This is a genomic window from Delftia sp. GW456-R20, from assembly GCF_001622915.1.
GTDB lineage: Bacteria > Pseudomonadota > Gammaproteobacteria > Burkholderiales > Burkholderiaceae_C > Comamonas > Comamonas acidovorans.
This window is the reverse complement of record NZ_LWCN01000004.1, coordinates 1-22,304: the sequence shown is the minus strand read 5'-3', so window position 1 is coordinate 22,304 and position 22,304 is coordinate 1. Positions and strand designations below refer to the sequence as shown.

General features: G+C 68.1%; 20 protein-coding genes. 10 read left to right on the top strand and 10 right to left on the bottom strand.

The window, feature by feature from the left end; genetic code table 11:
* Positions 1–42 precede the first annotated feature (42 nt).
* The 5 genes from A4F85_RS05885 to msrA form a co-directional block, all read right to left on the bottom strand.
* Positions 43–2,241, bottom strand: a complete 2,199-nt coding sequence (locus A4F85_RS05885) for a TonB-dependent receptor domain-containing protein (protein WP_063325988.1) — start codon at positions 2,239–2,241, stop codon at positions 43–45.
* 240 nt (positions 2,242–2,481) lie between these two features.
* Complete coding sequence (locus tag A4F85_RS05880) at positions 2,482–2,937, bottom strand: hypothetical protein (RefSeq protein ID WP_063325987.1); 456 nt, start codon at positions 2,935–2,937, stop codon at positions 2,482–2,484.
* A gap of 122 nt (positions 2,938–3,059) precedes the next feature.
* Positions 3,060–3,368, bottom strand: coding sequence for a hypothetical protein (locus A4F85_RS05875; protein WP_063325986.1), 309 nt, complete (start codon positions 3,366–3,368; stop codon positions 3,060–3,062).
* 51 nt (positions 3,369–3,419) lie between these two features.
* On the bottom strand, positions 3,420–3,917 hold the full coding sequence (locus A4F85_RS05870; protein WP_231890448.1) for a Fur family transcriptional regulator: 498 nt from the start codon (positions 3,915–3,917) through the stop codon (positions 3,420–3,422).
* Between the two features lie 111 nt (positions 3,918–4,028).
* A complete protein-coding gene (gene msrA / locus A4F85_RS05865; RefSeq protein WP_034394147.1) occupies positions 4,029–4,565 on the bottom strand; it encodes a peptide-methionine (S)-S-oxide reductase MsrA in 537 nt (178 codons plus the stop codon).
* A gap of 146 nt (positions 4,566–4,711) precedes the next feature.
* Between msrA and A4F85_RS05860 the strand changes: the two genes are divergently transcribed.
* From A4F85_RS05860 to A4F85_RS05815, 10 genes are all read left to right on the top strand, one after another.
* Entirely contained in the window at positions 4,712–5,410 is a 699-nt protein-coding gene (locus A4F85_RS05860) for a TetR/AcrR family transcriptional regulator (protein WP_013802244.1), read from the top strand.
* Complete coding sequence (locus A4F85_RS05855) at positions 5,407–6,639, top strand: efflux RND transporter periplasmic adaptor subunit (RefSeq protein ID WP_063325984.1); 1,233 nt, start codon at positions 5,407–5,409, stop codon at positions 6,637–6,639. The genes A4F85_RS05860 and A4F85_RS05855 overlap by 4 nt, the downstream gene beginning before the upstream one ends.
* Positions 6,640–6,641: 2 nt before the next feature.
* Positions 6,642–9,869: an efflux RND transporter permease subunit gene (locus A4F85_RS05850; protein WP_063325983.1), complete on the top strand. Its 3,228-nt coding sequence runs from the start codon at positions 6,642–6,644 to the stop codon at positions 9,867–9,869.
* Positions 9,870–9,912: 43 nt separating this feature from the next.
* A complete protein-coding gene (locus A4F85_RS05845) occupies positions 9,913–10,623 on the top strand; it encodes a protein-L-isoaspartate O-methyltransferase family protein (protein WP_063325982.1) in 711 nt (236 codons plus the stop codon).
* 77 nt (positions 10,624–10,700) lie between these two features.
* Positions 10,701–11,048, top strand: coding sequence for a rhodanese-like domain-containing protein (locus A4F85_RS05840; RefSeq protein ID WP_012205782.1), 348 nt, complete (start codon positions 10,701–10,703; stop codon positions 11,046–11,048).
* Between the two features lie 90 nt (positions 11,049–11,138).
* A complete protein-coding gene (locus A4F85_RS05835) occupies positions 11,139–12,614 on the top strand; it encodes a TolC family outer membrane protein (protein ID WP_063325981.1) in 1,476 nt (491 codons plus the stop codon).
* 370 nt (positions 12,615–12,984) lie between these two features.
* Positions 12,985–13,662, top strand: a complete 678-nt coding sequence (locus A4F85_RS05830) for a response regulator (protein WP_013802240.1) — start codon at positions 12,985–12,987, stop codon at positions 13,660–13,662.
* Positions 13,663–13,664: 2 nt separating this feature from the next.
* The gene (locus A4F85_RS05825) at positions 13,665–15,086 is read left to right on the top strand and encodes a sensor histidine kinase (protein ID WP_063325980.1); all 1,422 of its coding nucleotides are present in this window, start codon (positions 13,665–13,667) and stop codon (positions 15,084–15,086) included.
* Positions 15,087–15,177: 91 nt separating this feature from the next.
* Positions 15,178–15,438: a type II toxin-antitoxin system Phd/YefM family antitoxin gene (locus tag A4F85_RS05820; protein ID WP_016451713.1), complete on the top strand. Its 261-nt coding sequence runs from the start codon at positions 15,178–15,180 to the stop codon at positions 15,436–15,438.
* 11 nt (positions 15,439–15,449) lie between these two features.
* A complete protein-coding gene (locus A4F85_RS05815) occupies positions 15,450–15,863 on the top strand; it encodes a type II toxin-antitoxin system VapC family toxin (RefSeq protein ID WP_063325979.1) in 414 nt (137 codons plus the stop codon).
* Positions 15,864–15,920: 57 nt separating this feature from the next.
* Here A4F85_RS05815 and A4F85_RS05810 read toward each other — a convergent pair whose 3' ends face one another.
* The 5 genes from A4F85_RS05810 to A4F85_RS05790 form a co-directional block, all read right to left on the bottom strand.
* Positions 15,921–17,240 (bottom strand): 3-deoxy-D-manno-octulosonic acid transferase, encoded by a 1,320-nt coding sequence (locus A4F85_RS05810; RefSeq protein ID WP_063325978.1) that lies wholly within the window; start codon positions 17,238–17,240, stop codon positions 15,921–15,923.
* 15 nt (positions 17,241–17,255) lie between these two features.
* The gene (locus A4F85_RS05805) at positions 17,256–18,644 is read right to left on the bottom strand and encodes a phosphomannomutase/phosphoglucomutase (protein WP_063325977.1); all 1,389 of its coding nucleotides are present in this window, start codon (positions 18,642–18,644) and stop codon (positions 17,256–17,258) included.
* A 149-nt stretch (positions 18,645–18,793) separates the two neighbouring features.
* A complete protein-coding gene (locus A4F85_RS05800) occupies positions 18,794–20,680 on the bottom strand; it encodes a propionate--CoA ligase (protein WP_063325976.1) in 1,887 nt (628 codons plus the stop codon).
* Between the two features lie 116 nt (positions 20,681–20,796).
* Positions 20,797–21,468 carry an outer membrane protein gene (locus A4F85_RS05795; protein ID WP_063325975.1) on the bottom strand — a complete coding sequence of 224 codons (672 nt, stop codon included), beginning with the start codon at positions 21,466–21,468 and terminating at the stop codon, positions 20,797–20,799.
* A 189-nt stretch (positions 21,469–21,657) separates the two neighbouring features.
* Complete coding sequence (locus tag A4F85_RS05790) at positions 21,658–22,260, bottom strand: isochorismatase family protein (RefSeq protein WP_063325974.1); 603 nt, start codon at positions 22,258–22,260, stop codon at positions 21,658–21,660.
* Positions 22,261–22,304: the final 44 nt, after the last annotated feature.

The window sequence follows — 22,304 nt, the reverse complement described above, 5'->3', positions numbered from 1 at the left end:
CGGCGCTGGTGCGCAGCGGGCAGTTCGCCCTGGAGTGCGTTCTTAGAACGACACCTTCACGCCCACCGTGATGTTGCGCCCCATCAGCGGCGCAGCGTTCTTGATGAACGAGGTGTGGGCGAAGGCCAGGCGGTTGGTCAGGTTGTTGCCCTTGATGAAGAACTGCCAGGGCATGCCACCCGAGGTGCGCAGCGTGTAGCTGGCAGAGACGTTGAGCATGCCGTAGCCGTCCGTCTCGGTCTCATAGGCCGTGACGCGGTTCTGGCGCAGCACCTGCACCCATTCGGCCTGGGCATCCCAGCCCTTGTAGAAGGTGTCCACGCGCAGGCCCACGCGCGCCGCGGGGATGCGCGGCAAGGCGGAGCCGTCTTCCAGCCGCGCACGCACGGCGTCACCGAACAGGGTCACGCCCCACTGGCGCGACAGCTTCTGGCGCACCTGGCCCTCCACGCCGGTGAAGCGCGCATCGGCCTGGGTGTACTGCAGCAGTTGCAGGCCGTCATGCTCATCCAGCGTGGCGCCGTAGATGTAGCCCTTGACGCGATGGTGGAAGGCATTGACGCTGAACGTGGTGTCGCCTGCCGTCTTGCGCAGGCCGATGTCCAGCGCCTGCGAGCGTTCGCGCTTGAGGTCGGCATTGCCGCGCTCGTAGGTGGAAGTCGCCATGTGCAGGCCGTTGGCGTACAGCTCCTCGGCCGTGGGCAGGCGGTTGCCCTGCGTCAGCGAAGCCGAGAGGCTGTAGCCCGGGGTGAACTTCCACACCGAGCCCAGCGAGAACGATGTGCCGCTGTGGCTGCGCGAGATGCCGCTTTGCTGGGCGTCCACGGTCTGGCGCTCGTGGCGCAGCGCAGCCTGCCAGCGCCAGTCTTGCCAGCGGTATTCCTCCAGCAGGTAGATGCTGTTGCGGCGGGTTTCGGTGGGCTGCACATAGGCCTCCTCACCCTCGGCACTGAATTTGCGCTGCACGGTCTGCAGGCCGATGACGCCGCGCCAGCCGGCGATGGGCTCCAACTCTGCCTCCACGCGCAGGTCATGGGCGCGGTTCTTGAACGTGGTCGAGACCTGGCCGTCTTCGATCTCGTCATGGCGATAGTCGGTCCAGCCACCGCGCACGCGCAGCGCCGCGATGCCAGCCGTCGGATTGCGCCATTCGCCGCGCAGATCCCAGCGCTCGCTGTTGAGATCGACCACCGGCACGCTGCCATGGTCGTGATCGTGTTCGTCGCCGCCATGGTCATGTCCGTCCTCGTCGCCGTGGTCATGGCCGCCGCAGTGCAGATGGTCGCCATGGGTGTGGCAGCCCTCGAAGCTGTGGTTGTGGCCTGGCAGGCCATAGCGCGCGGTCTGGCGCGTGTAGGCCAGGCCCAGGTAGCCTTGCGTGCCGATCCAGGAAAGGCCCAGGCTGCCCGTGTCCGTGCGGTTGAAGCTGCCGCCCACGCGCCCCTGGGACTGGCCGTTGGGCGCCCAGCCGCTGCCCACGCGGTAGTCGCCGGCATCGCGCGCCATGCCCTCGGCGTGGATGGCCAGCTGGCCGGCGCCGCCCGTCAGCGAGAAAGCGCCCGCCGTCTCGCCCGCGCCGGTGCTGCCGCGCAGCTGGGCCGAGCCCGTGATGCCGTTCTTGGGAATGGACGTGGGAATCTTGTCGTCCAGGATGTTGACCACGCCGCCCATGGCGCCACCGCCGCCGTAGATCAGCGCCGAGGGGCCGCGCAGCACCTCGATCTGCGTGGCCAGCATGGGCTCGCTGGCCACGGCATGGTCAGGGCTGATGGTGGAGGCATCGTGCAGCTCGGAGCCATCGCTGAGGATTTGCACGCGCGGGCCGTCCATGCCGCGGATGATGGGCCGGCTTGCGCCTGCGCCGAAATGGCTGGCATGGATGCCGGGCTCGCCGTCCAGCGTCTCGCCCAGCGTGGCGGCCTGGCGCAGCGTGAGCACGTCGCCTTCCAGCACCGTGGCCGGCGTGGACATGTCGGCCGAGGTCAGGCCCAGGCCGCTGGCCTTGACCGTCACCTCATTGAGCACGGGGGCATCACTGCGCGGCGCGCCCGCCTCGGCGGCAGCTGCGGCTGCGGGTCCTGATGCGGGTACGGGGTCGGCAGGCTCTGCCGCCATGGCCAGGCCGCCCGTCGCCGGGCCGAGCACGCCTGCCAGCAGCAGTTGCTGCAGCAGCGGGCGCAGTTTCGTCCTCTCCCCCTGCGCCTTGGCGTCCTGGTGGTATTGCTTTGTTGTCACTCTCATCACTGGTCTTCCCGGCAGCGGCCGGCCACGGCCCTGCGGGGCGTGGAAATCCGGGCGCTGCAAAAAATGGCGTCGGAAGCGGACGGCCACGGCGCGCCCTGCAGGCGCATGCGGCCATCCGATCGGATATGCATTCAAGGAACTGCCGGACCTGGGCACGGCGCCTTGTTGCGATCAATGCAGCAAGGCGCGGCCAAACGGCTGTGCAGGGCCGGCGCATGCAGCGCCAGTCCCGGAGATTCAAGCCGCCAGGTAGACAGTGATGGGATGCGGGGGACCCCGCGCATCGAAGAAGGCCGCCAGCATGCGGCCATCGCGCACGACGACCGGCTGGACGGGTTCGGCCTGCTCGCCCCAGAAAGGCGGCAGCACCACGGCGGATGGCGGCCCCGCCATGCCTTCGTGCAACTGGTCCAGCAGTTGGCAATCCGCCGGGCCGTGGCCCGAGAACAGCGCATGGACCCAATCGACAGGTGCATTGCAGGAAGTGGCAACCACCTCCACCGGGCCATGGAGCGTGGCTGCAGCCAGGCCACCCGCGTGCACCACGCGGTGCATCTGGCCCAGCAACGGCGCCAGGGCAATGGACCAGACCAGCAGCCAGGCCACCAGCCAGGCCCGACCCGGCACGGCGCCGCGCAACGCAAGCCTTGAGGCCTGCGCTGGCAAGTGACGTTCCGGGGGTTGCAAGGGCATGGAGGGATCAGGGGCTGGATGGGCAGCGCAGAGTGTATGCGCCAATTTGCGGGGCAGATTTCACCATCTCGTCACAAAGACTGGCGATTGCTCACGGCGCCACACGGCGGGCAGGACCGCACTCAATGCGCATGGCGCATGCCGCAGAACTTGCCCAGCGCCAGGCCCTTGCAATCGGCCTGCAGTTGCTTTTGGCATTGTTCGTGATCGCGGCCGGCGGCCAGGCACTGCGCGGCGGCTTCGTGGGCCTTGGCCATGGCGCGATGGCGTTCCATGTCGGCCCGGGCATGGGCATCGAGCGGCGCCGAGGCGCCCTGTGCCTTGGCGTCCGCCTGGGCTTTCGCGTGGTCGTGGTCATGTGCCTGGGCTGCTGTGGCCAGGAAGACAGCGGCCAGGATCAAGGAAACGGAGCGCAATGGTGCAAGGGTCATGCGAAATCCTGAAGAGCTATGCAAGAGAAGAAAGGGGCTAGGGCGATCGCCTCAGGCAGACGGAGCATTTCGGGATGGCCCTGCACTGGTGCAGTCCTGGCACAGCCCTGTCACCGCCACATCGATGGCCCGGCCCTGCAGGCCGCTGGCGGCCAGCGCCTGGCGCAGCTGCAGCAAAGCGGCCTGCAGCGGCTCGCCGCCCCCACCGCCCTCGCCGCCCAGCCGAAAAGCGCTGTGGCAATCCGCGCATTCGAAATGCGCAGCGGCATCGGCCTGCCTGGTCGCGCCCGGCACGGACCGGCCGTAGCGGGCCACGCGGGCAGCATCCACGCTGCGGCGCAACACACCGGCTGCCGCCAGGCGGTCCAGCAGCCGGTAGACGGTGACGCGGTTGACCTGCACGCCCTGGGCGTGCAGGGCCGCTTCCACATCGGCTTCGCTCAGGAGTGCGTCGGCCCGCGACTCCCACATCGCCAGCACGGCCCGCGTGGCACGCGTCGAACGCATGCCGGCAGGTATGGGCAGGGAAGTGGGGATCGGCAAGGACATGGGTGATCAAAGGTCAGGCCGCTGAACACGGCAGGGCAGCCAGGCGGCATTATCGCAACCGGGTTGCATTATGCCCGCGAATCACAACCGCTTACATCACGCGCCGCCCGCTCACGGCTTGACCCAGCGCGCAAAGGCTCCCCGGAACTTCTGCACCTTGGGCCCCACAACAAAGGCGCAGTAGCCCTGGTTGGGATGGTTGAGGAAGTAGTCCTGGTGATAGTCCTCTGCCGGCCAGTAGCTGGCCAGGGGCTGCACCTCGGTGACGATGGGCGCGTCGTAGGCGCCGGCCTGCGTGAGTTCGGAGATCAGCGTGCGCGCCACTTCGGCCTGTTGCTCATTCGTGGTGTAGATGCCGCTGCGGTACTGCGTGCCCACGTCGTTGCCCTGGCGGTTGAGCGTGGTCGGGTCGTGCGTGCCGAAGAACACCGTGAGCAGGTCGCGCAGCGGGATCACGGCAGGGTCGAACTGCACGCGGATGACCTCGGAGTGGCCGGTCTCGCCGGTGCAGATGTCTTCGTAGCTGGGATCGTCCAGATCGCCGTTAGCGTAGCCGCTTTGCACGTCGCTCACGCCGCGCACGCGGTCGAAAACGGCTTCGGTGCACCAGAAACAGCCGCCGCCCAGATAAATGGTTTCAGTCGCCATATGCGCCTTTTCTGTGAAGAAATCGAAAAAATGACCACACGCAATGCATGCGGGCCGTCGCTCCTACAGGTTAGCCCATGCACAAGCCAGGTGACGACGAACGGTTCTGCGGTTACGATAACTAACCCATCAGTCATTAATTTTCCGTGACCGACTCCCCCGCCTCTTCACCCGCCCCCGCCGAGCCTTCCGGAAAGCGCAGCCGCCGCAAGCAGGAGCGTCCCGGCGAGTTGCTGGAAGCGGCACTCGACCTCTTCGTGGAAAAGGGCTACGCCGCCACCCGCGTCGAAGAAGTCGCCGCCCGCGCCGGGGTCTCCAAGGGCACGCTGTTCCTCTATTTCGCGAGCAAGCAGGAGCTTTTCAAGGCCGTGGTGCGCCACAGCATCGCGGGCCGCTTCGGCGAGTGGAGCGAAGAGCTCGACAACTACTGCGCGCCTTCAACCGATCTGCTGCGCTACTGCTTCAAGTCCTGGTGGGAACGCATCGGCAGCACCAAGGCGTCGGGCATCACCAAGCTCATGCTCAGCGAGGCGGGCAATTTTCCCGAGCTGTCTCAGTTCTACCACCAGGAAGTGGTTCTTCCAGGCCATGAGCTGATCCGGCGCATCCTGCAGCGCGGCGTCGAGCGCGGCGAGTTCCGGCCCATGGATCTGGACCTGTCCGTGCACTGCGTGGTCGCCCCGATGATGTTTCTGATGATCTGGAAGCATTCGCTGGGCGGCTGCCTGCCCCATGGCGACTTCGATCCCGAGCAGTTTCTGGAATCCCAGATCGACTATCTGCTGCATGGCATGTGCCAGCCCCTTGCAGCCACCACACCACCCTCCTCCCCGCCCACACCATGAAGCGTCGCACCGGCTGGCTGATCGGCCTGGCCTTATTGATCGCCATCGGCGCCAGCGTATGGCGCGCCGCATCCACCCGGCACAGCAAGCAAAGCGCCATCGCCGCAGCCACCCAGCCGCGCGAGATGCCGGTGCGCGTGGGTCCGCAGGAAGTGGTGCAGCTGCAGCCGCGCCAGCTGCAATTGACCGTGCCCGTCAGCGGCGTGGTGCAGGCCGTGCGCAGCGCCGTGGTCAAGGCCTATGTGGCCGGCGAGCTGCGCGGCCTGCAGGTGCGCGAGGGTGACAGCGTGCGCAAGGGCCAGGAACTGGCCCGCGTGGACGCCACCGAGGTCGAGGCCCGCTGGCGCCAGACCCGCCAGCAGGCCGATGCGGCCCAGGCGCAACTGCAGCTATCCCAGCGCCAGCACGACAACAACCAGGCCCTGGTCACGCAAGGCTTCATTTCGACCACGGCGCTGGCCACCTCCCAATCCAACCTCGACGCCGCACGCGCCAACCTGGCCGCCGCCCAGGCCGCCGCCGATGTGGCCCGCAAGAGCGTGACCGACAGCGTGCTGCGCAGTCCCATGGACGGGCAGGTCGCGCAGCGCCTGGTGCAGGACGGCGAACGCGTGGGCGTGGAAACGCGGGTGCTGGAGATCGTCGATCCGTCCGACCTCGAAGTCGTGGCCCAGCTGGCGCCCGCCGATTCGGTGCGCGTGCAGGTCGGCCAGCAAGCCCAGTTGCAGGTTCAGGGCGCGGGCGACGATGTGGCCGCCGTGCCCGCGCGCGTGGTGCGCATCAACCCCAGCGCCCAGGCAGGTTCGCGCAGCGTGGCCGTCTATCTGCGCGTGCAGGCTGCACCGGTCAACGCAGGCGCCGCCGGCAGATCCATCCCCATCGTGCGCCCGGGCCTGTACCTGCAGGGCAGCATTGTCACGGGGCAGACCGAACAGCTGGCCGTGCCCCTGACCGCCGTGCGCACCGACCAGCCCCAGCCCTATGTACAGCTGCTGCAGCCTGCGGGCGAGTCCGAAGCGGACAAGACCCTGCTGCGCGTGCAGCACCGCCCGGTCACGCTGGGCAGCCAGAGCGCGCAGGATGGCGCCACCTGGATCGCCGTGTCCAGCGGCCTGCAGGCCGGTGACAGGGTACTGGCCGGCAGTGTGGGCGGCCTGCGCGCAGGCACGGCCGTGCAGTTGCAACCGTTGCAGCAACCCCAGGCTGCGCCAGCCCCCGGAGCCCGCTGACCATGTGGTTCACGCGCGTCAGCCTGGCCAACCCTGTGTTCGCCACCATGCTCATGCTGGCCCTCATGGTGCTGGGTGTGTTTTCCTACCAGCGCCTCAAGGTGGACCAGTTCCCGAATGTGGACTTCCCCGTGGTCGTGGTCACCGTGGACTATCCGGGCGCCTCGCCCGAGATCGTGGAGTCCGAGGTAACCAAGAAGATCGAGGAAGGCGTCAACTCCATTGCCGGCATCAACGCGCTGACCTCGCGCAGCTATGAGAGCACCAGCGTCGTCATCATCGAATTCCAGTTGCATGTCGATGGCCGCCGCGCTGCCGAAGACGTGCGCGAGAAGGTGGCCTCGGTGCGCCCCACCCTGCGCGACGAGGTCAAGGAGCCGCGCGTGCTGCGCTTCGATCCGGCCAGCTCGCCCATCTGGTCCGTGGCCGTGCTGCCCCAGGCCGATGCCGGCGCCAAGGCGCCCGATGCCGTCGCGCTGACCAGCTGGGCCGACCAGGTCCTCAAGAAGCGGCTGGAGAACGTGCGCGGCGTGGGCGCCGTCAACCTGGTGGGTGCCACCCCGCGCGAGATCAACATCTACCTGCAGCCCGAGGCGCTGGAAGCCTATGCCATCACGCCCGACCAGATCGTGAACGCCGTGCGCAGCGAGAACCAGGACCTGCCGCTGGGCGCCATCCGCTCGCGCGAGCAGGAGCGCGTGGTGCAGATCGACGCACGCATGAAGCGCCCTCAGGACTTCGAGCGCATCATCGTCGCCCAGCGCGGCGGCGCGCCCGTGCGGCTGGGCCAGCTGGCCCGCGTGCAGGACGGCGCGGGCGAACTGGAGACCGTGGCCCTGTACAACAGCAGCCGCACCCTGCTGCTGTCCGTGCAAAAGGCCCAGGACGAGAACACCATCGAAGTCGTGGACGGCCTGAACGCCACGCTGCGCGAGATCGCCGCCGAAGTGCCGGCAGGCGTGCGGCTGGAGCCGATTGCCGACAGCGCCCGCCCCATCCGTGTGGCCGTCAACAACGTGCGCCAGACGCTGATCGAGGGCGCGGCACTGACGGTGCTCATCGTCTTCCTGTTCCTGAACTCCTGGCGCTCCACGGTGATCACGGGGCTGACGCTGCCCATTGCGCTGATCGGCACCTTTTTGTTCATGTACTGGTTCGGCTTCTCGATCAACATGATCACGCTGATGGCGCTGTCGCTGTGCGTGGGCCTGCTGATCGACGACGCCATCGTGGTGCGCGAGAACATCGTGCGCCACGTGCAGATGGGCAAGGATGCGCATGCGGCCGCGCTCGACGGCACGCAGGAGATCGGCCTGGCCGTGCTGGCCACCACGCTGTCCATCGTGGCGGTGTTCCTGCCCATCGGCTTCATGGGCGGCATCATCGGCAAGTTCTTCCACGAATTCGGCATCACCATCGTGGCGGCCGTGATGATCTCCATGTTCGTGAGCTTCACGCTGGACCCCATGCTCTCCAGCGTCTGGCATGACCCGACCATCCACGCCCACGGCGACAAGCGCGGCAACAGCCTCTACGACCGCACGCTGGGTCGGGTCACGGCCTGGTTCGAGCGCGCTACCGACTCGCTGTCCCACTTCTACCAGGACGTGCTGGGCTGGGCGCTGCGCCACAAGATCACCACGCTGGCGGCAGCGCTGGCCATCTTCGTGGCCAGCATCTTCCTGGTGCCGCTGCTGGGCACGGAATTCGTGCCCAAGGCCGACTTCTCGGAAACCACGGTGAGCTTCAACACGCCCGTGGGCTCGTCCATCGAGGCCACGGAGGCCAAGGCCCGCCAGGTCGATGCCATCATCCGCGCCCTGCCCGAGGTCCGCTACACGCTGGCCACCATCAACACCGGCACGGCCCAGGGCAAGATATACGCCAGCATCTACATCCGCTTGCTGGACCGCCACCTGCGCCAGCGCAGCGGCGATGAACTGTCGGGCGTGCTGCGCGAGCAGCTGCAAAGCGTGCCCGGCATCACCGTCACCCATGTGGGCCAGCGCGAACCCGTGGGCGGGCAAAAACAGGTCGAATTCTCGCTGCAGGGCCCGGACCTGGGCGAGCTGGAGCGCCTGAACCGCGTGGTGATGGAACGCCTGCGCGGCATTCCCGGACTGGTGGACCTGGACAGCAGCCTCAAGCCCGACAAGCCCGTGATCGACATCACCGTGCGGCGCGATGCGGCCGCCGACCTGGGCCTGTCGGTAGGCTCCATGGCAGCGGCTCTGCGCACCTGGGTGGCCGGCCAGACCGTGGGCAACTGGCGCGCCAGCGACGACCAGACCTATGACGTCAAGGTGCGCCTGGCGCCCGAGTCGCGCAGCACGCCCCAGGACCTGGAGCGCCTGCCCTTCGCCCTGCCCTCCACCTCGGGCGACGGCGGCATGCGCATCGTGCGGCTGAACCAGGTGGCCACCGTCACGCCCGCCACCGGCCCCAGCCAGATCAACCGCCGCGACATGACGCGCGAGGTCGCCTTCAGCGGCAACGTCTACCTGCGCTCCAGCGGCGAGGTCTCGGCCGACATCCGCAATGCCCTGGCCGACATCGCCCTGCCGCCCGGCTACCGCACGCAGTTCAGCGGCGCCACCAAGAGCATGAACGAATCGTTCGGCTATGCGGTGTCCGCCCTGGCGCTGGCCATCATCTTCATCTACATGATCCTGGCCAGCCAGTTCAAGAGCTTCCTGCAGCCGCTGGCGCTGATGACTTCGCTGCCGCTGACGCTGATCGGCGTGGTGCTGGCGCTGATGATGTTCGGCTCGGCCCTGTCCATGTTCTCCATCATCGGCGTGGTCATGCTCATGGGACTGGTCACCAAGAACGCCATCTTGCTGGTGGACTTCGCCATCCGCGTGCGCGGGCCGCACAGCGACCCGGACACCGGCCAGATCCGCGACGGCCTGCCGCGCGAGCAGGCCCTGCTGCTGGCAGCACGCGTGCGGCTGCGCCCCATTCTGATGACCACGCTGGCCATGATCTTCGGCATGGTGCCGCTGGCCTTCGCACTCAGCGAAGGCTCCGAGCAGCGCGCGCCCATGGGCCAGTCGGTGATCGGCGGCGTGGTCACCTCGTCGCTGCTGACCCTGGTGGTCGTGCCCGTGGTCTATTGCTACCTTGACGACTTCTCCCAGTGGCTGCGGCGCCTGTGGAACGGCAACCGGCACGACGCGGCACCCGGCCAAGGCGCCGCCAGCGCCCCGACCCCGCCGCGAGACTCGTAGAATCAAAGGTTTGTCCTGACAAGTCTTTCTCCGGAGATACCCCATGAGCCTGCCCCTGAACAGCCTGCCCGAACACCACAGCGCCCAAGCGCACGCGCGCTACAACATGATCGAGCAACAGATCCGCCCCTGGAACGTGCTTGATGAAGAAGTGCTGGCGCTGCTGGGCAAGGTGCACCGCGAGAATTTCGTGCCGCCCGAGCATGCCGGCCTGGCCTTCATGGACCTGGAAATCCCCCTGGTCGCCCCGGCCGAGGAAGCCGCCGCCAAGGGCTGGTGCATGCTGGCCCCGCGCATCGAGTCCCGCATGCTGCAGGACCTGAAGATCAAGCCCACCGACCGCGTGCTGGAAATCGGCGCCGGCTCGGGCTACATGGCCGCCCTGCTGGCCGCCCAGGCCAAGGAAGTCGTGACACTGGAAATCGTCCCCGAGCTGGCCGAGATGGCCCGCGAGAACCTGCTGGGCGCCGGCATCACCAATGCCGAGGTCAAGCTGGCCGATGGCGCCACGGCTGCGGCCGCTCTGGGCCAATTCGACGCCATCGTGCTCAGCGGCTCGGTCGCCCAGGTGCCGCAGACCCTGCTGGCCCAGCTCAACGACGGCGGCCGCCTGGCAGCCATCGTCGGCCAACTGCCCATGATGCGTTTCACGCTGGTGCAAAAGAACGGCCACCAGTTCGAAACCAGCCAGCCCTGGGACGTGGTGACCGCACGCCTGGCCAACTTCGAAGAGCCTTCGCGCTTCACGTTCTGAAATCCGCCACGGCGGCCGGGGTCCAGAGGATTTCGGCCGCTGCGGCAACTCCACTCCATTCCGCAAGGATCTTTCCGATGCTTCCCCAAGTGCCTCCCGCGCAACTCAACGATTGGCTGAACCAGCACTCCAGCGGCTCCGATGCCCTGCCCCTGGTGCTGGACGTGCGCGAGCCCTGGGAAGTGGCCCAGGCGAGCGTACGCCCCGAGGGCTTCGAGCTGCGCTGCATCCCCATGGGCGAGATTCCCTCGCGCCTGCAGGAACTCGATCCGGATCACCCCACAGCCTGCCTGTGCCATCACGGCGCACGCAGCATGCATGTCGCTGCCTTCCTGATGAACAACGGCTTCGAGACCGTGGCCAATATCAGCGGAGGCATCGATGCCTGGTCGCGCGAGCGCGACCCAGGCGTGCCGCGCTACTGAGCGGCAACACGCAAAAGAAACCCGGGACACGGCGGCACACCCGCCGTCCCCGGTGCTTCGTGACGACTGTGTTTTGATTCGAGGACCTCTATGCCCCTGCTTCGGCCCCTTGCCCCTGTCGCTTCCGCCCTGACCCGCCCATACGCCTGGCCCCTGCGCCACAAGGCCTTGCTGCTGTGCGCGGCGGGCATGGGCTCGGCCCTGGCACAGGCTCCTGCCCCAGCCGTCCTTGCGCCCGCCTCTGCGGCCCCACAGTCTGCCCTGCCCTCTCTGACAGCCTCTGCGGCCACGGGCCAGAACCTGTCCGAACTGGTGGCCAAGGCCCGCGGCTACGACGCCCAGTGGCAGGCCCAGCAGGCCGACGCCCAGGCCGCCGCCAGCCGCGCCGAGCAGGCACGCTCGGGCCTGTTGCCCAGCGTGGGTCTGCAGGCCGGTGCCAACACCTCGCATGTGGAAGTCAGCGTGCTGCCAGGGAGCTTTCGCTCGCCCCAGCAGAACCTGCAGCTCAGCGCCCAACAGCCGCTGTACCGCCCGGCCAACAAGATCGCCTACGACCAGGGCCAGCGCGGCGTGGACGTGGCGCGCGCCCAGTTGGACAGCGGCGAGCAGAGCCTGCTGGTGCGCGTGGCCCAGGCCTACTTCGATGTCCTCGGCGCCCAGGACAGCCTGGCCGTGGTCAAGGCACAGAAGGCGGCCATTGCACAGCAGCTGGAATTTGCCAAGCGCAACTTCGAGGTCGGCACGGCCACCATCACCGACTCGCGCGAAGCCCAGGCCCGGTTCGACCTGGCCGGCGCGCAGGAAATCGCCGCCGAGAACGATCTGCGCGTCAAGCGCCTGGTGCTGGACCAGATCGTTGGCGCCGTGGGCACCGTGCCCCGCCCCCTGGCCCAGCCGCTGCAGTTGCCGGCCCTGATGCCCTCCGACGCCCAGGCCTGGGTGGACACCGCACTGCAAGGCCAGCCCCAGCTGCGCCAGGCCCGCCTGGCGCTGGACATCGCCCAGCTGGAAACGAAGAAAGCCGAGGCCGGCCACAAGCCCACCGTGGACCTGCAGGCCGGCTACGTGGTCAACCGCTATCCCAATGGCTCGGTCACACCGCAGATCGGCACCAGCTACCGCACCAATGCCGCCAGCGTGGGCGTGGTCATGAACCTGCCCCTGTTCGCCGGCTTTGCCGTGCAAAACCGCATCAAGGAAACCCTGGCGCTGGAAGACAAGGCGCGGGCACAGCTGGACGACGCCCAGCGCAACGTGGAGCAGAGCACGCGCACGGCCTTCTTCGGCGTGCAGTCGGGCCAGGCCCAGGTCAAGGCGCTGGAGGCCGCGCTGGCGTCCAGCCAGAGCGCGCTGGACGCCAACAAGCTCGGCTACGAGGTCGGCGTGCGCATCAACATCGATGTGCTCAACGCACAGAGCCAGCTCTACCAGACCCAGCGCGACCTGGCCCTGGCGCGCTACCAGGTGCTGCTGGGCCAGCTCAAGCTGCGCCAGGCCGCCGGCACGCTCAGCGACGACGACCTGCGCGCCATCGATGCGCTGTCGCTCCGCGCGCCAGCCCCTTGAATCCCTGAAGCGCCCGCACGGCCGGCAGTGCCCCGGGCTGATGCCCGGCCGCCGCGGGCCGCGCGCCTGGCGCCGCAGCCCTGTGCTCTGGCAAAGCCGAGGCACGCAAACCCGCCACGACCAGCATCCAGGCAGCCAGCGCGCACAGCACCGCCAGACGGCTCGGCAAGGAACAGCGGGAGAGTCTTGGCATGCGCGCCTTGCCTTCGTGGGAGTTGTCGAGCGGGCCACTGTGGCAAACCAGCCTGAAGACCTGCCCCGGCTTTCCTGAAGGGATGCTGAAGCGCTTCGTCCCCGCCTTGACCGATACTCGCGGCAGCCCTCCCGCAGGCGCCGGTCCGCGGCATGGGAGCGGCACAGGAAACACACGATGAGACTGCTGCTGGTGGAGGACGATCTGGATCTGGGCAATGGCGTGCGCATCGCATTGGGCGATCACGCCATGGACGTGGTCTGGGTGCGCCGCCTGTCCGACGCGCTGCGCACGCTGGAGCAGCAAAGCTTCGAGATGGTGCTGCTGGACCTGGGCCTGCCCGATGGCGACGGCATCAGCCTGCTCACGCGCCTGCGCCGCGAATGGCGCCGCCTGCCCGTGCTGATCCTGAGCGCACGCGACAGCCTGCACGACCGGCTGCACGGCCTGGACAGCGGCGCCGATGACTATCTGGTCAAGCCCTTTGCCCTGGCCGAACTGGTGTCACGCGTGCGCGCCCTGGCACGCCGCAGCTATGGGCAGGGCGACGGAACGCTGCATCTGCGCGGCCTGTCGCTGCACGAGCCCACGCGCCGTGTCAGCGTTGCAGGCCAGAACGTCGAGCTGTCCCGCTGCGAATTCGACCTGCTGGCCCTGCTGCTGCGGCGCATGGACCGCGTGGTCACGCGCAGCGGCATCGAGGAGGAAGTCATCCCGGGCGGCAGCGCCAACGGCAGCAATGCGCTGGAGGTCCATGTCTCCAACCTGCGCCGCAAGATCGGGCCGGGCTTCATACGCACGGTGCGCGGCATTGGCTATGTCATCGACTCGCAGCCGATGGCCCCCCTGTCCTGACCATGACATCGCACACCCTGCAGGGGCAACAGGCCAGCCCGAGATGGCGCCGCTGGCTGCGGCCCACCCTGGGCCGGCGGATGCTGCTGGCCCAGATGGGCGTGCTCACCGCGATCTGGACCGCGTTGCTGGTGGCAGCCATCTACATGGCCCACTTCCACAATGAATTGCTGGTCAGCAAGCCTGTCTACGAACTCGTCATGGCTGTGGCCGAGGACCTGGCCGACCTTCCGGACCGCCAGCAGCACAGCCTGGCCGCGCTGGACACGGCCCTGCGCCATGAGTACGGCGACGGAGACGACGACATCCGCTTCACGCCCACGCTGCTGGTCTGGCAGCGCGGCCAGCTCCTGTACCGCTCGCCCACGCCGGCACCCACGCTGCGCAACCGCGTGCTGGACACGGTCGAGGACATAGATTTCGAAGGGCAGACCTGGCGCATGAGCACGCTGCGCTCGGCCTCGGGCCAGACCGAAGTCACGCTGATGCTGCCGTCCTTCAAGGAACTGCTGATCACCCTCAACACCCGCAGCTACTACCTGCTGCCGCTGCTGATCAGCCTGCCCTTCCTGGCCTTTCCTGCCTGGTGGTCGGTGCGCGCGGCGCTGCGCCCGCTGCGCCGCGTGGGCGACGAGCTGGCCACACGCGGCCCCGACAACCTCAGCGCGCTCACCTATGCGCCGCCACACGCCGAGCTGCGGCCGCTGGTGCAGGACATCAACGCCCTGCTGGCCCGCGTGCGCTCCAGCAGCGAGCGCGAGCGCAACCTGATTGCCGATGCAGCCCACGAACTGCGCACGCCGCTGGCAGCCATGCACGTCAACGTCGAGGCCCTGCTGCGCCTTGGCAGCGAACCGCGCCAGCAGGAACTCATGGACAGCCTGCTGCGCAGCAACCAGCGCGCCAGCCGCATGGTGGCCCAGCTGCTGCAACTCATGCGCAGCGAGACCGAAGCGCCCGGCATGGCCATGCAGCCGCTGCGCCTGGACCTGCTGCTGGAGGACCGGCTCGCCGCACTCGACGCCCTGGCCTGCCGCCGCCCGGTGGAACTGGCCCTGGAAGCCAGCGAGCCACTGAGCGTGATGGGCGAACGCGAAGGCCTGGTCTCGCTGATCGACAACCTCGTGGACAACGCCATCAAATACAGCCCCGCGCACGCCACCATCAGCGTGCGCCTGCAGCGCCAGGGCGACCGGGCCGTGCTCCAGGTGCGCGACCGTGGCCCGGGCATCGCCGAGGCCTGGCGCCAGCGCGTCTTCGACCGCTTCTTCCGCGTGCCCGACCAGAGCCAGAGCGGCAGCGGCCTCGGCCTGGCCATCGCCAGAACCGTGACCGAGCGGCACGGCGGCAGCATCGAGCTGCTCAGTGCGGAGGATGGAGGGCTGATGGCGAGTGTGAGCCTGCCCGTTCTGCAGGAAGGATAGGGCCCTTGATGCGTGCATGGACCCAGGATTGCAGAGCCAACAGTCCAGGAACTAGACTGGGCCTGTAACCCGTGAGCGAAGGAGCGCAATCATGAAATCCTGGCCTGTGCAAGATGCCCAAGACCACTTCAACGAGCTTCTCGAAGCCTGCCTGACCGATGGCCCGCAAGTGTTGACCCGGCGTGGCGCAGACACTGCCGTGCTCGTTCCGATGCAAGAGTGGCGCCGCCTGCATCCCGCTGCCGAACCTGCTTCGCTCAAGGAACTGCTGCTTTCGGAAGCGGGCCGCGCAGACCTGCTGATCCCGCCGCGCGGCCAGGCACACCGCAGGCCCATCGAACCCGCCAACTGAGTGCGCCAGAAATGTATTTGCTGGACACCAACATCATTTCAGAGCTGCGGCGCCCCAGGCCCCACGGAGCCGTCCTGGCCTGGCTTCAATCCCTGCCTGAGCCGGAGCTCCATCTGTCCGCGGTCAGCCTGGGCGAAATCCAGGCGGGCATAGAGCTGACCCGGCAACAGGATGCTGAGAAGGCCCAGGAAATCGAACGCTGGGCAGATCTGGTCTCCGCCTCCTACAACGTGCTGCCGATGGATGCCGAGACCTTCCGCATCTGGGCCCGGCTGATGCACGGGCGCTCCGATGCGCTGTATGAGGACGCAATGATTGCAGCCACGGCCATCCGCCACAGGCTGGTCGTGGCCACACGCAACATTCGCGACTTCGCGGATTTTGGCGTGGCGCTTGCCAACCCCTTTGAGTCGCCCTTTCGCTGAACGGGCAAAAGCCCTTTTGCTGCGCAGTCTTGCCTGCCCGCCCCTGGCACAGGAGGATCAGGCGAGCGACCGCAACAGCCCGGTCACCGCCTGCGCCGTGGCCTGCGCGGCCCCGCGGTGCTGGTCCAGGAAGCCGCGCGCCTGGGCCACGGCATGGGCGTGGGACTGGCGGTCCCCGGCCAGGTCCACGGCCAGGCGCAGCCCGTGCTCCAGGTCGGGCGCCCGCAGCGCGGCGCCGGCTTCGCAGGCCAGGTCCGAGGCTTCGCTGAAGTTGAAGGTATGCGGCCCCAGCACCACGGGGCAGTCGCAGGCCAGGGCCTCGATGAGGTTCTGGCCGCCCAGCGGCGCAAAGCTGCCGCCCATGAGCGTGGCGTCGGCCAGGCCGTAGTACAGGGCCATCTCGCCCAGCGAATCACCCAGCCAGATGTCGATGTCATCCGCCGCAGCCCCGCAGGGCGGGCCACCCACCCACTGGCTGCGGCGCGAGACATGCAGGCCGCCGCCAGCCAGCAGCGCCGCCACTTCGTCAAAGCGCTGCGGATGGCGCGGCACGACCAGCCATTGCACGGCCCGGCCTGCCGGCCCCAGCGTGCGCAGGGCGGACAGCAGCATGGCCTCCTCGCCCTCGCGGCTGCTGGCCAGCAGCACCACAGGGCGGGACAGGCCGGACTTCCACTGCCGGGCGCGCTCCAGCAGCGCGGCGTCCGGACGCGCATCGAATTTCAGGTTGCCGAGCACGCCGCGCACGGGCGCACCCAGCAGGCGCAGGCGCCGGGCATCGTCCTCGGTCTGCGCCCAGGCGGCGGCCAGGGCGGCATAGGTGGGCCGCGCCAGCGGCGCCACGCGCAGCGCCTGGCCCAGTGATTTGTCGCTGAGCCGTGCGTTGGCCAACGCCAGCGGCACGCCTTCTTCGCGGCAGATGGCAACCAGGTTGGGCCACACTTCGGTCTCCATGAGCACGCCGACTGCGGGCCGGAATTGCTGCACGAAGCGGCGCACGGCCGCTGGGGTATCCCAGGGCTGCCAGACCTGCAGGTCGCCGGACTGCAGCAGCCGGCGGCCTTCGGTGCGGCCCGTGGCCGTGCCATGGGTCAGCAGCAGGCGCATACCGGGCAGGCGCTCGCGCAGCGCGGTCAGCAAGATGGCGGCAGCGCGCGTCTCACCCAGCGATACGGCATGGATCCAGATCCACCGGCCGCGTCCGTCCTGCCCCAGCGTGGCCGGCTGGTAGCGGCCAAAGCGCTCGGGAATGTGCTCGGCATAGACGGGCTCGGCCTCGGCGCGGCGCAGCAGCTTGCGGCGCAGCAGCGGTTGCGCCGCCCAGGTCACGGCGCTGTACAGCGCGCGCGCCCAGGACGTGGGAGAGCGTGAAGTCATCGCCTGGCGCGCAAATCAGTGCGCGGCGCCGCCAACCTGCGCGCCGGGCTTGACGCGCTCCAGCAGCGCCAGCATCTGCGCCTCGATGCGCGACAGCGCCTCCTGGGTCTGGCCCTCGAAGCGCAGCACCAGCACGGGCGTGGTGTTGCTGGCGCGGATCAGGCCGAAGCCGTCGGTCCAGTCCACGCGCAGGCCGTCGATGGTACTGACCTGGGCCGGTGCGGCAAAGGTCTCGGCGGCCAGGGCCTGCAGTTCGGCGGCCAGGCGATGGGGCTCGCCCTCGGCGCAGGCCACGTTCAGTTCAGGGGTTGAAAAGCTGGTGGGCAGCGCGTTGAGCAAGGCGCTGGGGTCGGCCTCGCGGCTGACGATCTCCAGCAGGCGGCAGCCCGCGTAGGTGCCGTCATCGAAGCCATACCAGCGCTCCTTGAAGAAGATGTGGCCGCTCATCTCGCCGCCCAGCGGCGCGTCCAGTTCCTTCATGCGGGCCTTGACCAGGGAGTGCCCGGTCTTGAACATCACGGGCTCGCCCCCGGCCTCGCGGATGGCGGGCGCCAGGCGCTGCGTGCATTTCACGTCGTAGACGATGCTGCCGCCCGGCACGCGCGAGAGCACGTCCTTGGCGAACAGCATCATCTGGCGGTCGGGGAAGATGTTCTGGCCGTCCTTGGTGACGATGCCCAGGCGGTCGCCGTCACCGTCGAAGGCCAGGCCCAGTTCGGCGTCCGAGGTGCGCAGCGCCTCGATCACGTCGCGCAGGTTCTCGGGCTTGCTGGGGTCGGGATGGTGGTTGGGGAATTCACCGTCCACTTCGGAGAACAGCTCGATCACCTCGCAGCCCAGGGCGCGGAAGATGCCGGGCGCCGAGGCCCCGGCCACGCCGTTGCCGCAGTCCACCACGATCTTGATGGGGCGCGCCAGCTTCACGTCGCCCACGATGCGCGCCTGGTAGTCGGCCTGCACATCGGCGCGGCGCACGCTGCCGGTGCCCGTGATCGTCCAGTCATCGCTCTCGACACGGCGGCGCAGCGCCTGGATTTCCTCGCCGTAGATGGCGCGGCCGGCCAGCACCATCTTGAAGCCGTTGTAGTCCTTGGGGTTGTGGCTGCCCGTGACCTGGATGCCCGAGCGCGCCAGTGTGCTGGCCGCGTAGTACAGCATGGGCGTGGTGGCCAGGCCGATGTCGATCACCTCGATGCCGACCTCGGTCAGGCCGGCGATCAGCGCCGCGGACAGCGAGGGTCCCGACAGGCGGCCATCGCGTCCCACGGCCACCACGGTCTCGCCGGCCGCCAGGGCCGCCATGCCGAAGGCGCGGCCCACGCCAAGTGCGACCTCCTCGTTGAGCGTGGACGGCACGATGCCGCGGATGTCATAGGCTTTGAAGATGGAAGATGCGACCTGCACGTCGAAAACGCTTTCTCGTCGGTTGAAAACAGGGCGCCGCAGCCCGGAACCTGGCCCGGCTGCGGCCCAAGCCGCAATTGTAGGCGCGGCAGGCAGGGGCGCCGGCGCACATCACCCCGGCCGCAAGCGGTTGCGGCGCGCGCCCTGCCTCACAGCTGCTGCTGCACCTGGGCCAGCGCCGCCGGGTCTTCCATGGTGCTGAGGTCGCCCGGGTCGCGCCCCTCGGCCACGGCCTGCATGGCGCGGCGCAGCAGCTTGCCGCTGCGCGTCTTGGGCAGCGCACTGACGAAGACCACGCGCGAGGGCCGGGCCACGGCGCCCAGCCGCGCATCGACCAGCTTCATCACATCGGCCTGCAGCGCCGCGCGCTCGGCCTCGCCCTCCAGCGCCGTCCGGGGCACGGCAAAGGCCAGCGCCACCTGGCCCTTGAGCGTATCGGCCACGCCGACTACGGCGACTTCGGCCACCTGGGGGTGGGCGGAGATGCATTCCTCGATCTCGCGCGTGCCCAGGCGGTGGCCGGCCACGTTGATCACGTCGTCCGTGCGGCCCAGGATGAAGAAGTAGCCGTCCTCGTCGCGAATGCCCCAGTCGAAGGTGCTGTAGACCATGCGGCCCGGAATGCTCTTCCAATAGGTATTGACGAAGCGCTGATCGTCACGCCAGACGGTCTGCATGCAGCCCGGCGGCAGCGGTCCTTCGATGGCCAGCACGCCCTTTTGCCCGGCGCCGAGCAGTTCCTCGCCCGTGGCCTCGTCGATCAGTTTCACGTCATAGCCATAGACGGCCTTGCCGGGGCTGCCGAAGCGCGTAGTCTGCTGCTCCACGCCGTTGCACAGCGTGAGGATGGGCCAGCCGGTCTCGGTCTGCCAGTAGTTGTCGATGATGGGCTTGCCCAGGGCCTGGCTGATCCACTGCGCCGTGGGCTCGTCCAGCGGCTCGCCGGCCAGCCACAGCGCCTTGAGGCTGGAGATATCGTGGCGGTGCAGGTACTCGGCATCGTGCTTCTTGAGCACGCGGATGGCCGTGGGCGCCGAGAACATGTGGGTGACCCGGTACTTCTCCACGATGCTCCACCAGATGCCTGCGTCGGGGCGTATGGGCAGGCCCTCGTAGAGCACGGTGGCCATGCCTGCGATCAGCGGCGCATAGATGATGTAGCTGTGGCCCACGACCCAGCCGATGTCGCTGGTGCAGAAAAAAGTCTGCCCTGCCTCGGCCCCGAAGATCAGCGGCATGCTGGCGGCCAGCGCCACCGTGTAGCCGCCCGTATCGCGCTGCACGCCCTTGGGGCGCCCCGTGGTGCCGCTGGTGTAGAGCGTGTAGCTGGGGTCGGTGGATTCCACCCAGGTGCAGGGGACCTGGGCATCGGCGTGCAGCGCACGCAGGCTGGCCCAGTCGTGGTCACGCCCGGCGCGCATGGGTGCAGGCGCCAGGCCACGGTCCACGATGAGCACGGCCGCTGGCTTGTGGCTGGCCAGTTGCAGGGCCTCGTCCAGCAAGGGCTTGTAGGCCACGACGCGCCCGCCGCGCGAGCCCGCGTCGGCACTGACGATGACCTTGGGCTCGGCATCATCGATGCGCGAGGCCAGCGCCGCCGAGGCAAAGCCGCCGAACACCACCGAATGGATGGCGCCCAGCCGCGCGCAGGCTAGCATGGCAAAGGCCGCCTCGGCAATCATGGGCATGTAGATCTGGACGCGGTCGCCCTTTTGCACGCCCAGCGACTGCAGCACGGCGGCCATGCGCTGCACCTCGGCATGCAGTTCGCGGTAGGTGTAGACCTTTTCCGTGCCGGTCTCGGTGGAGATGGCGATCAGCGCGTTCTGGTCGGGGCGCTCGGCCAGGTGCCTGTCCACGGCGTTGTGGCAGAGATTGGTCTGCCCCCCGACAAACCATCGTGCAAACGGCGGATTGTCGTAGTCGCAGATGCGCTGGGGCGGCACATGCCAGTCGATGCGGCGGGCCTGCTCGGCCCAGAAGGCATCGCTCTCCTCGATGGAGCGGCGGTGGAAATCGTCGAAACGCGGGGCCATTGTCTGTCTCCTGTCGTTGTCATGGATTGGCGGCTTCTGAATTCATAATTATTCATAATGCGCTTGCCAAAAGCTGACAACTCCGCGCTGCGCGGGCAGACAGGCCCCCTTCAAACTCAGAAGCTGTAGCGCAGGCCGACCGAGATCTCGCTGGAACTCAGCTTGGCGCGCATCTGCTCATCCTGCAGGCCACGGACATTGGTGAAGTTGTTGGCGCCGCTGTGGGTCTTGCCCAGGCCCACATAGCGGTAGCCCAGGTCGATGCTGACCTTTTGAATCGGCGAGTAGCTGACGCCAAAGCCCAGCGCATAGGCCAGATTGTTCTGGGAATCGCTGAAGTACTGGCGATTCGGATTGCCTTGCCAGCCGCTGGACTGCAGGTGGGCCAGGCCCAGGCCCGCCGTGCCGTACACGGAGAACTGCGCGTTCAGGGGGAAATCCTTGTACGCATTGATCATCAGGCGCTGAGAACGGATGCTGTGGTGATTGAAGCTCGTGGGAAAACGCGTGGAGCCGCTGGTGAATTCGTTGCTCCTGGGCAGGGTGTATTCGGCTTCCAGGCGCCAGTCCGACGGGAGCTGATAGCCCAGGGCCAGAGAGCCGCCTGTAGCGCGGCGGCTTTCATCACCAGGCACGAACTGCCCCAGCCCGGGGCGGGCGCTGGAGTCCATGTCGTGGGCCTTGTAGTTGGCGGAATTGATGCGAACGGCGCCATAGAAATGGTCGGCAGCCAAAACGCTGCCCGAGGCGGTCAGGATCAGGGCGGTGAAGGTCAGAACGTGCTTCATACAGTCTCTCTTGGGGGAATGCCGCCACTGTAGAAAAACGCCCTGCCCGCGCCTATTCGGCCGGCTACGCACGCAGCTCCGTAGAACTACGCGGTGCAGCGACAGCCCGCCTCCCAAGAAGAGGCCGGTCACCATGAAAAAAGGCGCTCCAAAGAGCGCCCCAAGACGGCGGACCCAGGAACCCGTGCCTTACTTGACCAGGGCAAGCAGCTCCTTGAAGGCCGGATGCTCGCAGCTGCGCAGCCACTCGAACGCCACCATCTCCGTGGTCACCAGCTCGGCACCTGCTCCGGCCAGGCGGTCGAAGGCGGCATCGCGGTTGCGCTCGGTGCGCGAGCTGCAGGCGTCGGTCACGACCCAGACATCGAACTCATCTTCCAGCAGCTCCAGCGCCGTCTGCAGCAGGCAGACATGGGCTTCACAGCCGGCAATCACCACCATGCTGCGCTCGGGCGCCTGCTGCTGGGGCTTTTGCAGGTGCTTGGGCAGGCTGCGTGCATTGCCGCCCTGGGGCCGTGCAGGAGGACGCAGCCACTCGCCCAGGCCCTCGGCCACGGCGCTGAAATGCATCTTGGACAGGGTCCGGTCGCACAGCGCGCGCAGTTCGGCGTCGTTGGCGCCCAGGCGCGAGGGGTTCTGCTCGGTGCCGAAGACCGGCACGTCCACCAGCTGCGCCAGGCGCGCCAGCTTCACGGCATTGGCCAGAACTGCCGGTCCCTCGAAGATGGCCGGCATCAGGCGCTCCTGGTAATCGACGAGTACGAGCTGGGAGTCGGTGGCTTCAAGCAGCATGGCGGATCTTTCTTGGGAATATGGGGCGGCGCGGGCCGCCCTTC

What these genes read in the sequence shown, in the direction of transcription:
- A4F85_RS05885 (WP_063325988.1), bottom strand. Translation starts at nt 2,241, where the DNA reads ATGAGAGTGACAACAAAGCAATACCACCAGGACGCCAAGGCGCAGGGG.
- A4F85_RS05880 (WP_063325987.1), bottom strand. Translation starts at nt 2,937, where the DNA reads ATGCCCTTGCAACCCCCGGAACGTCACTTGCCAGCGCAGGCCTCAAGG.
- A4F85_RS05875 (WP_063325986.1), bottom strand. Translation starts at nt 3,368, where the DNA reads ATGACCCTTGCACCATTGCGCTCCGTTTCCTTGATCCTGGCCGCTGTC.
- A4F85_RS05870 (WP_231890448.1), bottom strand. Translation starts at nt 3,917, where the DNA reads ATGTCCTTGCCGATCCCCACTTCCCTGCCCATACCTGCCGGCATGCGT.
- msrA (WP_034394147.1), bottom strand. Translation starts at nt 4,565, where the DNA reads ATGGCGACTGAAACCATTTATCTGGGCGGCGGCTGTTTCTGGTGCACC.
- A4F85_RS05855 (WP_063325984.1), top strand. Translation starts at nt 5,407, where the DNA reads ATGAAGCGTCGCACCGGCTGGCTGATCGGCCTGGCCTTATTGATCGCC.
- A4F85_RS05850 (WP_063325983.1), top strand. Translation starts at nt 6,642, where the DNA reads ATGTGGTTCACGCGCGTCAGCCTGGCCAACCCTGTGTTCGCCACCATG.
- A4F85_RS05845 (WP_063325982.1), top strand. Translation starts at nt 9,913, where the DNA reads ATGAGCCTGCCCCTGAACAGCCTGCCCGAACACCACAGCGCCCAAGCG.
- A4F85_RS05840 (WP_012205782.1), top strand. Translation starts at nt 10,701, where the DNA reads ATGCTTCCCCAAGTGCCTCCCGCGCAACTCAACGATTGGCTGAACCAG.
- A4F85_RS05835 (WP_063325981.1), top strand. Translation starts at nt 11,139, where the DNA reads ATGCCCCTGCTTCGGCCCCTTGCCCCTGTCGCTTCCGCCCTGACCCGC.
- A4F85_RS05830 (WP_013802240.1), top strand. Translation starts at nt 12,985, where the DNA reads ATGAGACTGCTGCTGGTGGAGGACGATCTGGATCTGGGCAATGGCGTG.
- A4F85_RS05825 (WP_063325980.1), top strand. Translation starts at nt 13,665, where the DNA reads ATGACATCGCACACCCTGCAGGGGCAACAGGCCAGCCCGAGATGGCGC.
- A4F85_RS05820 (WP_016451713.1), top strand. Translation starts at nt 15,178, where the DNA reads ATGAAATCCTGGCCTGTGCAAGATGCCCAAGACCACTTCAACGAGCTT.
- A4F85_RS05815 (WP_063325979.1), top strand. Translation starts at nt 15,450, where the DNA reads ATGTATTTGCTGGACACCAACATCATTTCAGAGCTGCGGCGCCCCAGG.
- A4F85_RS05810 (WP_063325978.1), bottom strand. Translation starts at nt 17,240, where the DNA reads ATGACTTCACGCTCTCCCACGTCCTGGGCGCGCGCGCTGTACAGCGCC.
- A4F85_RS05800 (WP_063325976.1), bottom strand. Translation starts at nt 20,680, where the DNA reads ATGGCCCCGCGTTTCGACGATTTCCACCGCCGCTCCATCGAGGAGAGC.
- A4F85_RS05795 (WP_063325975.1), bottom strand. Translation starts at nt 21,468, where the DNA reads ATGAAGCACGTTCTGACCTTCACCGCCCTGATCCTGACCGCCTCGGGC.
- A4F85_RS05790 (WP_063325974.1), bottom strand. Translation starts at nt 22,260, where the DNA reads ATGCTGCTTGAAGCCACCGACTCCCAGCTCGTACTCGTCGATTACCAG.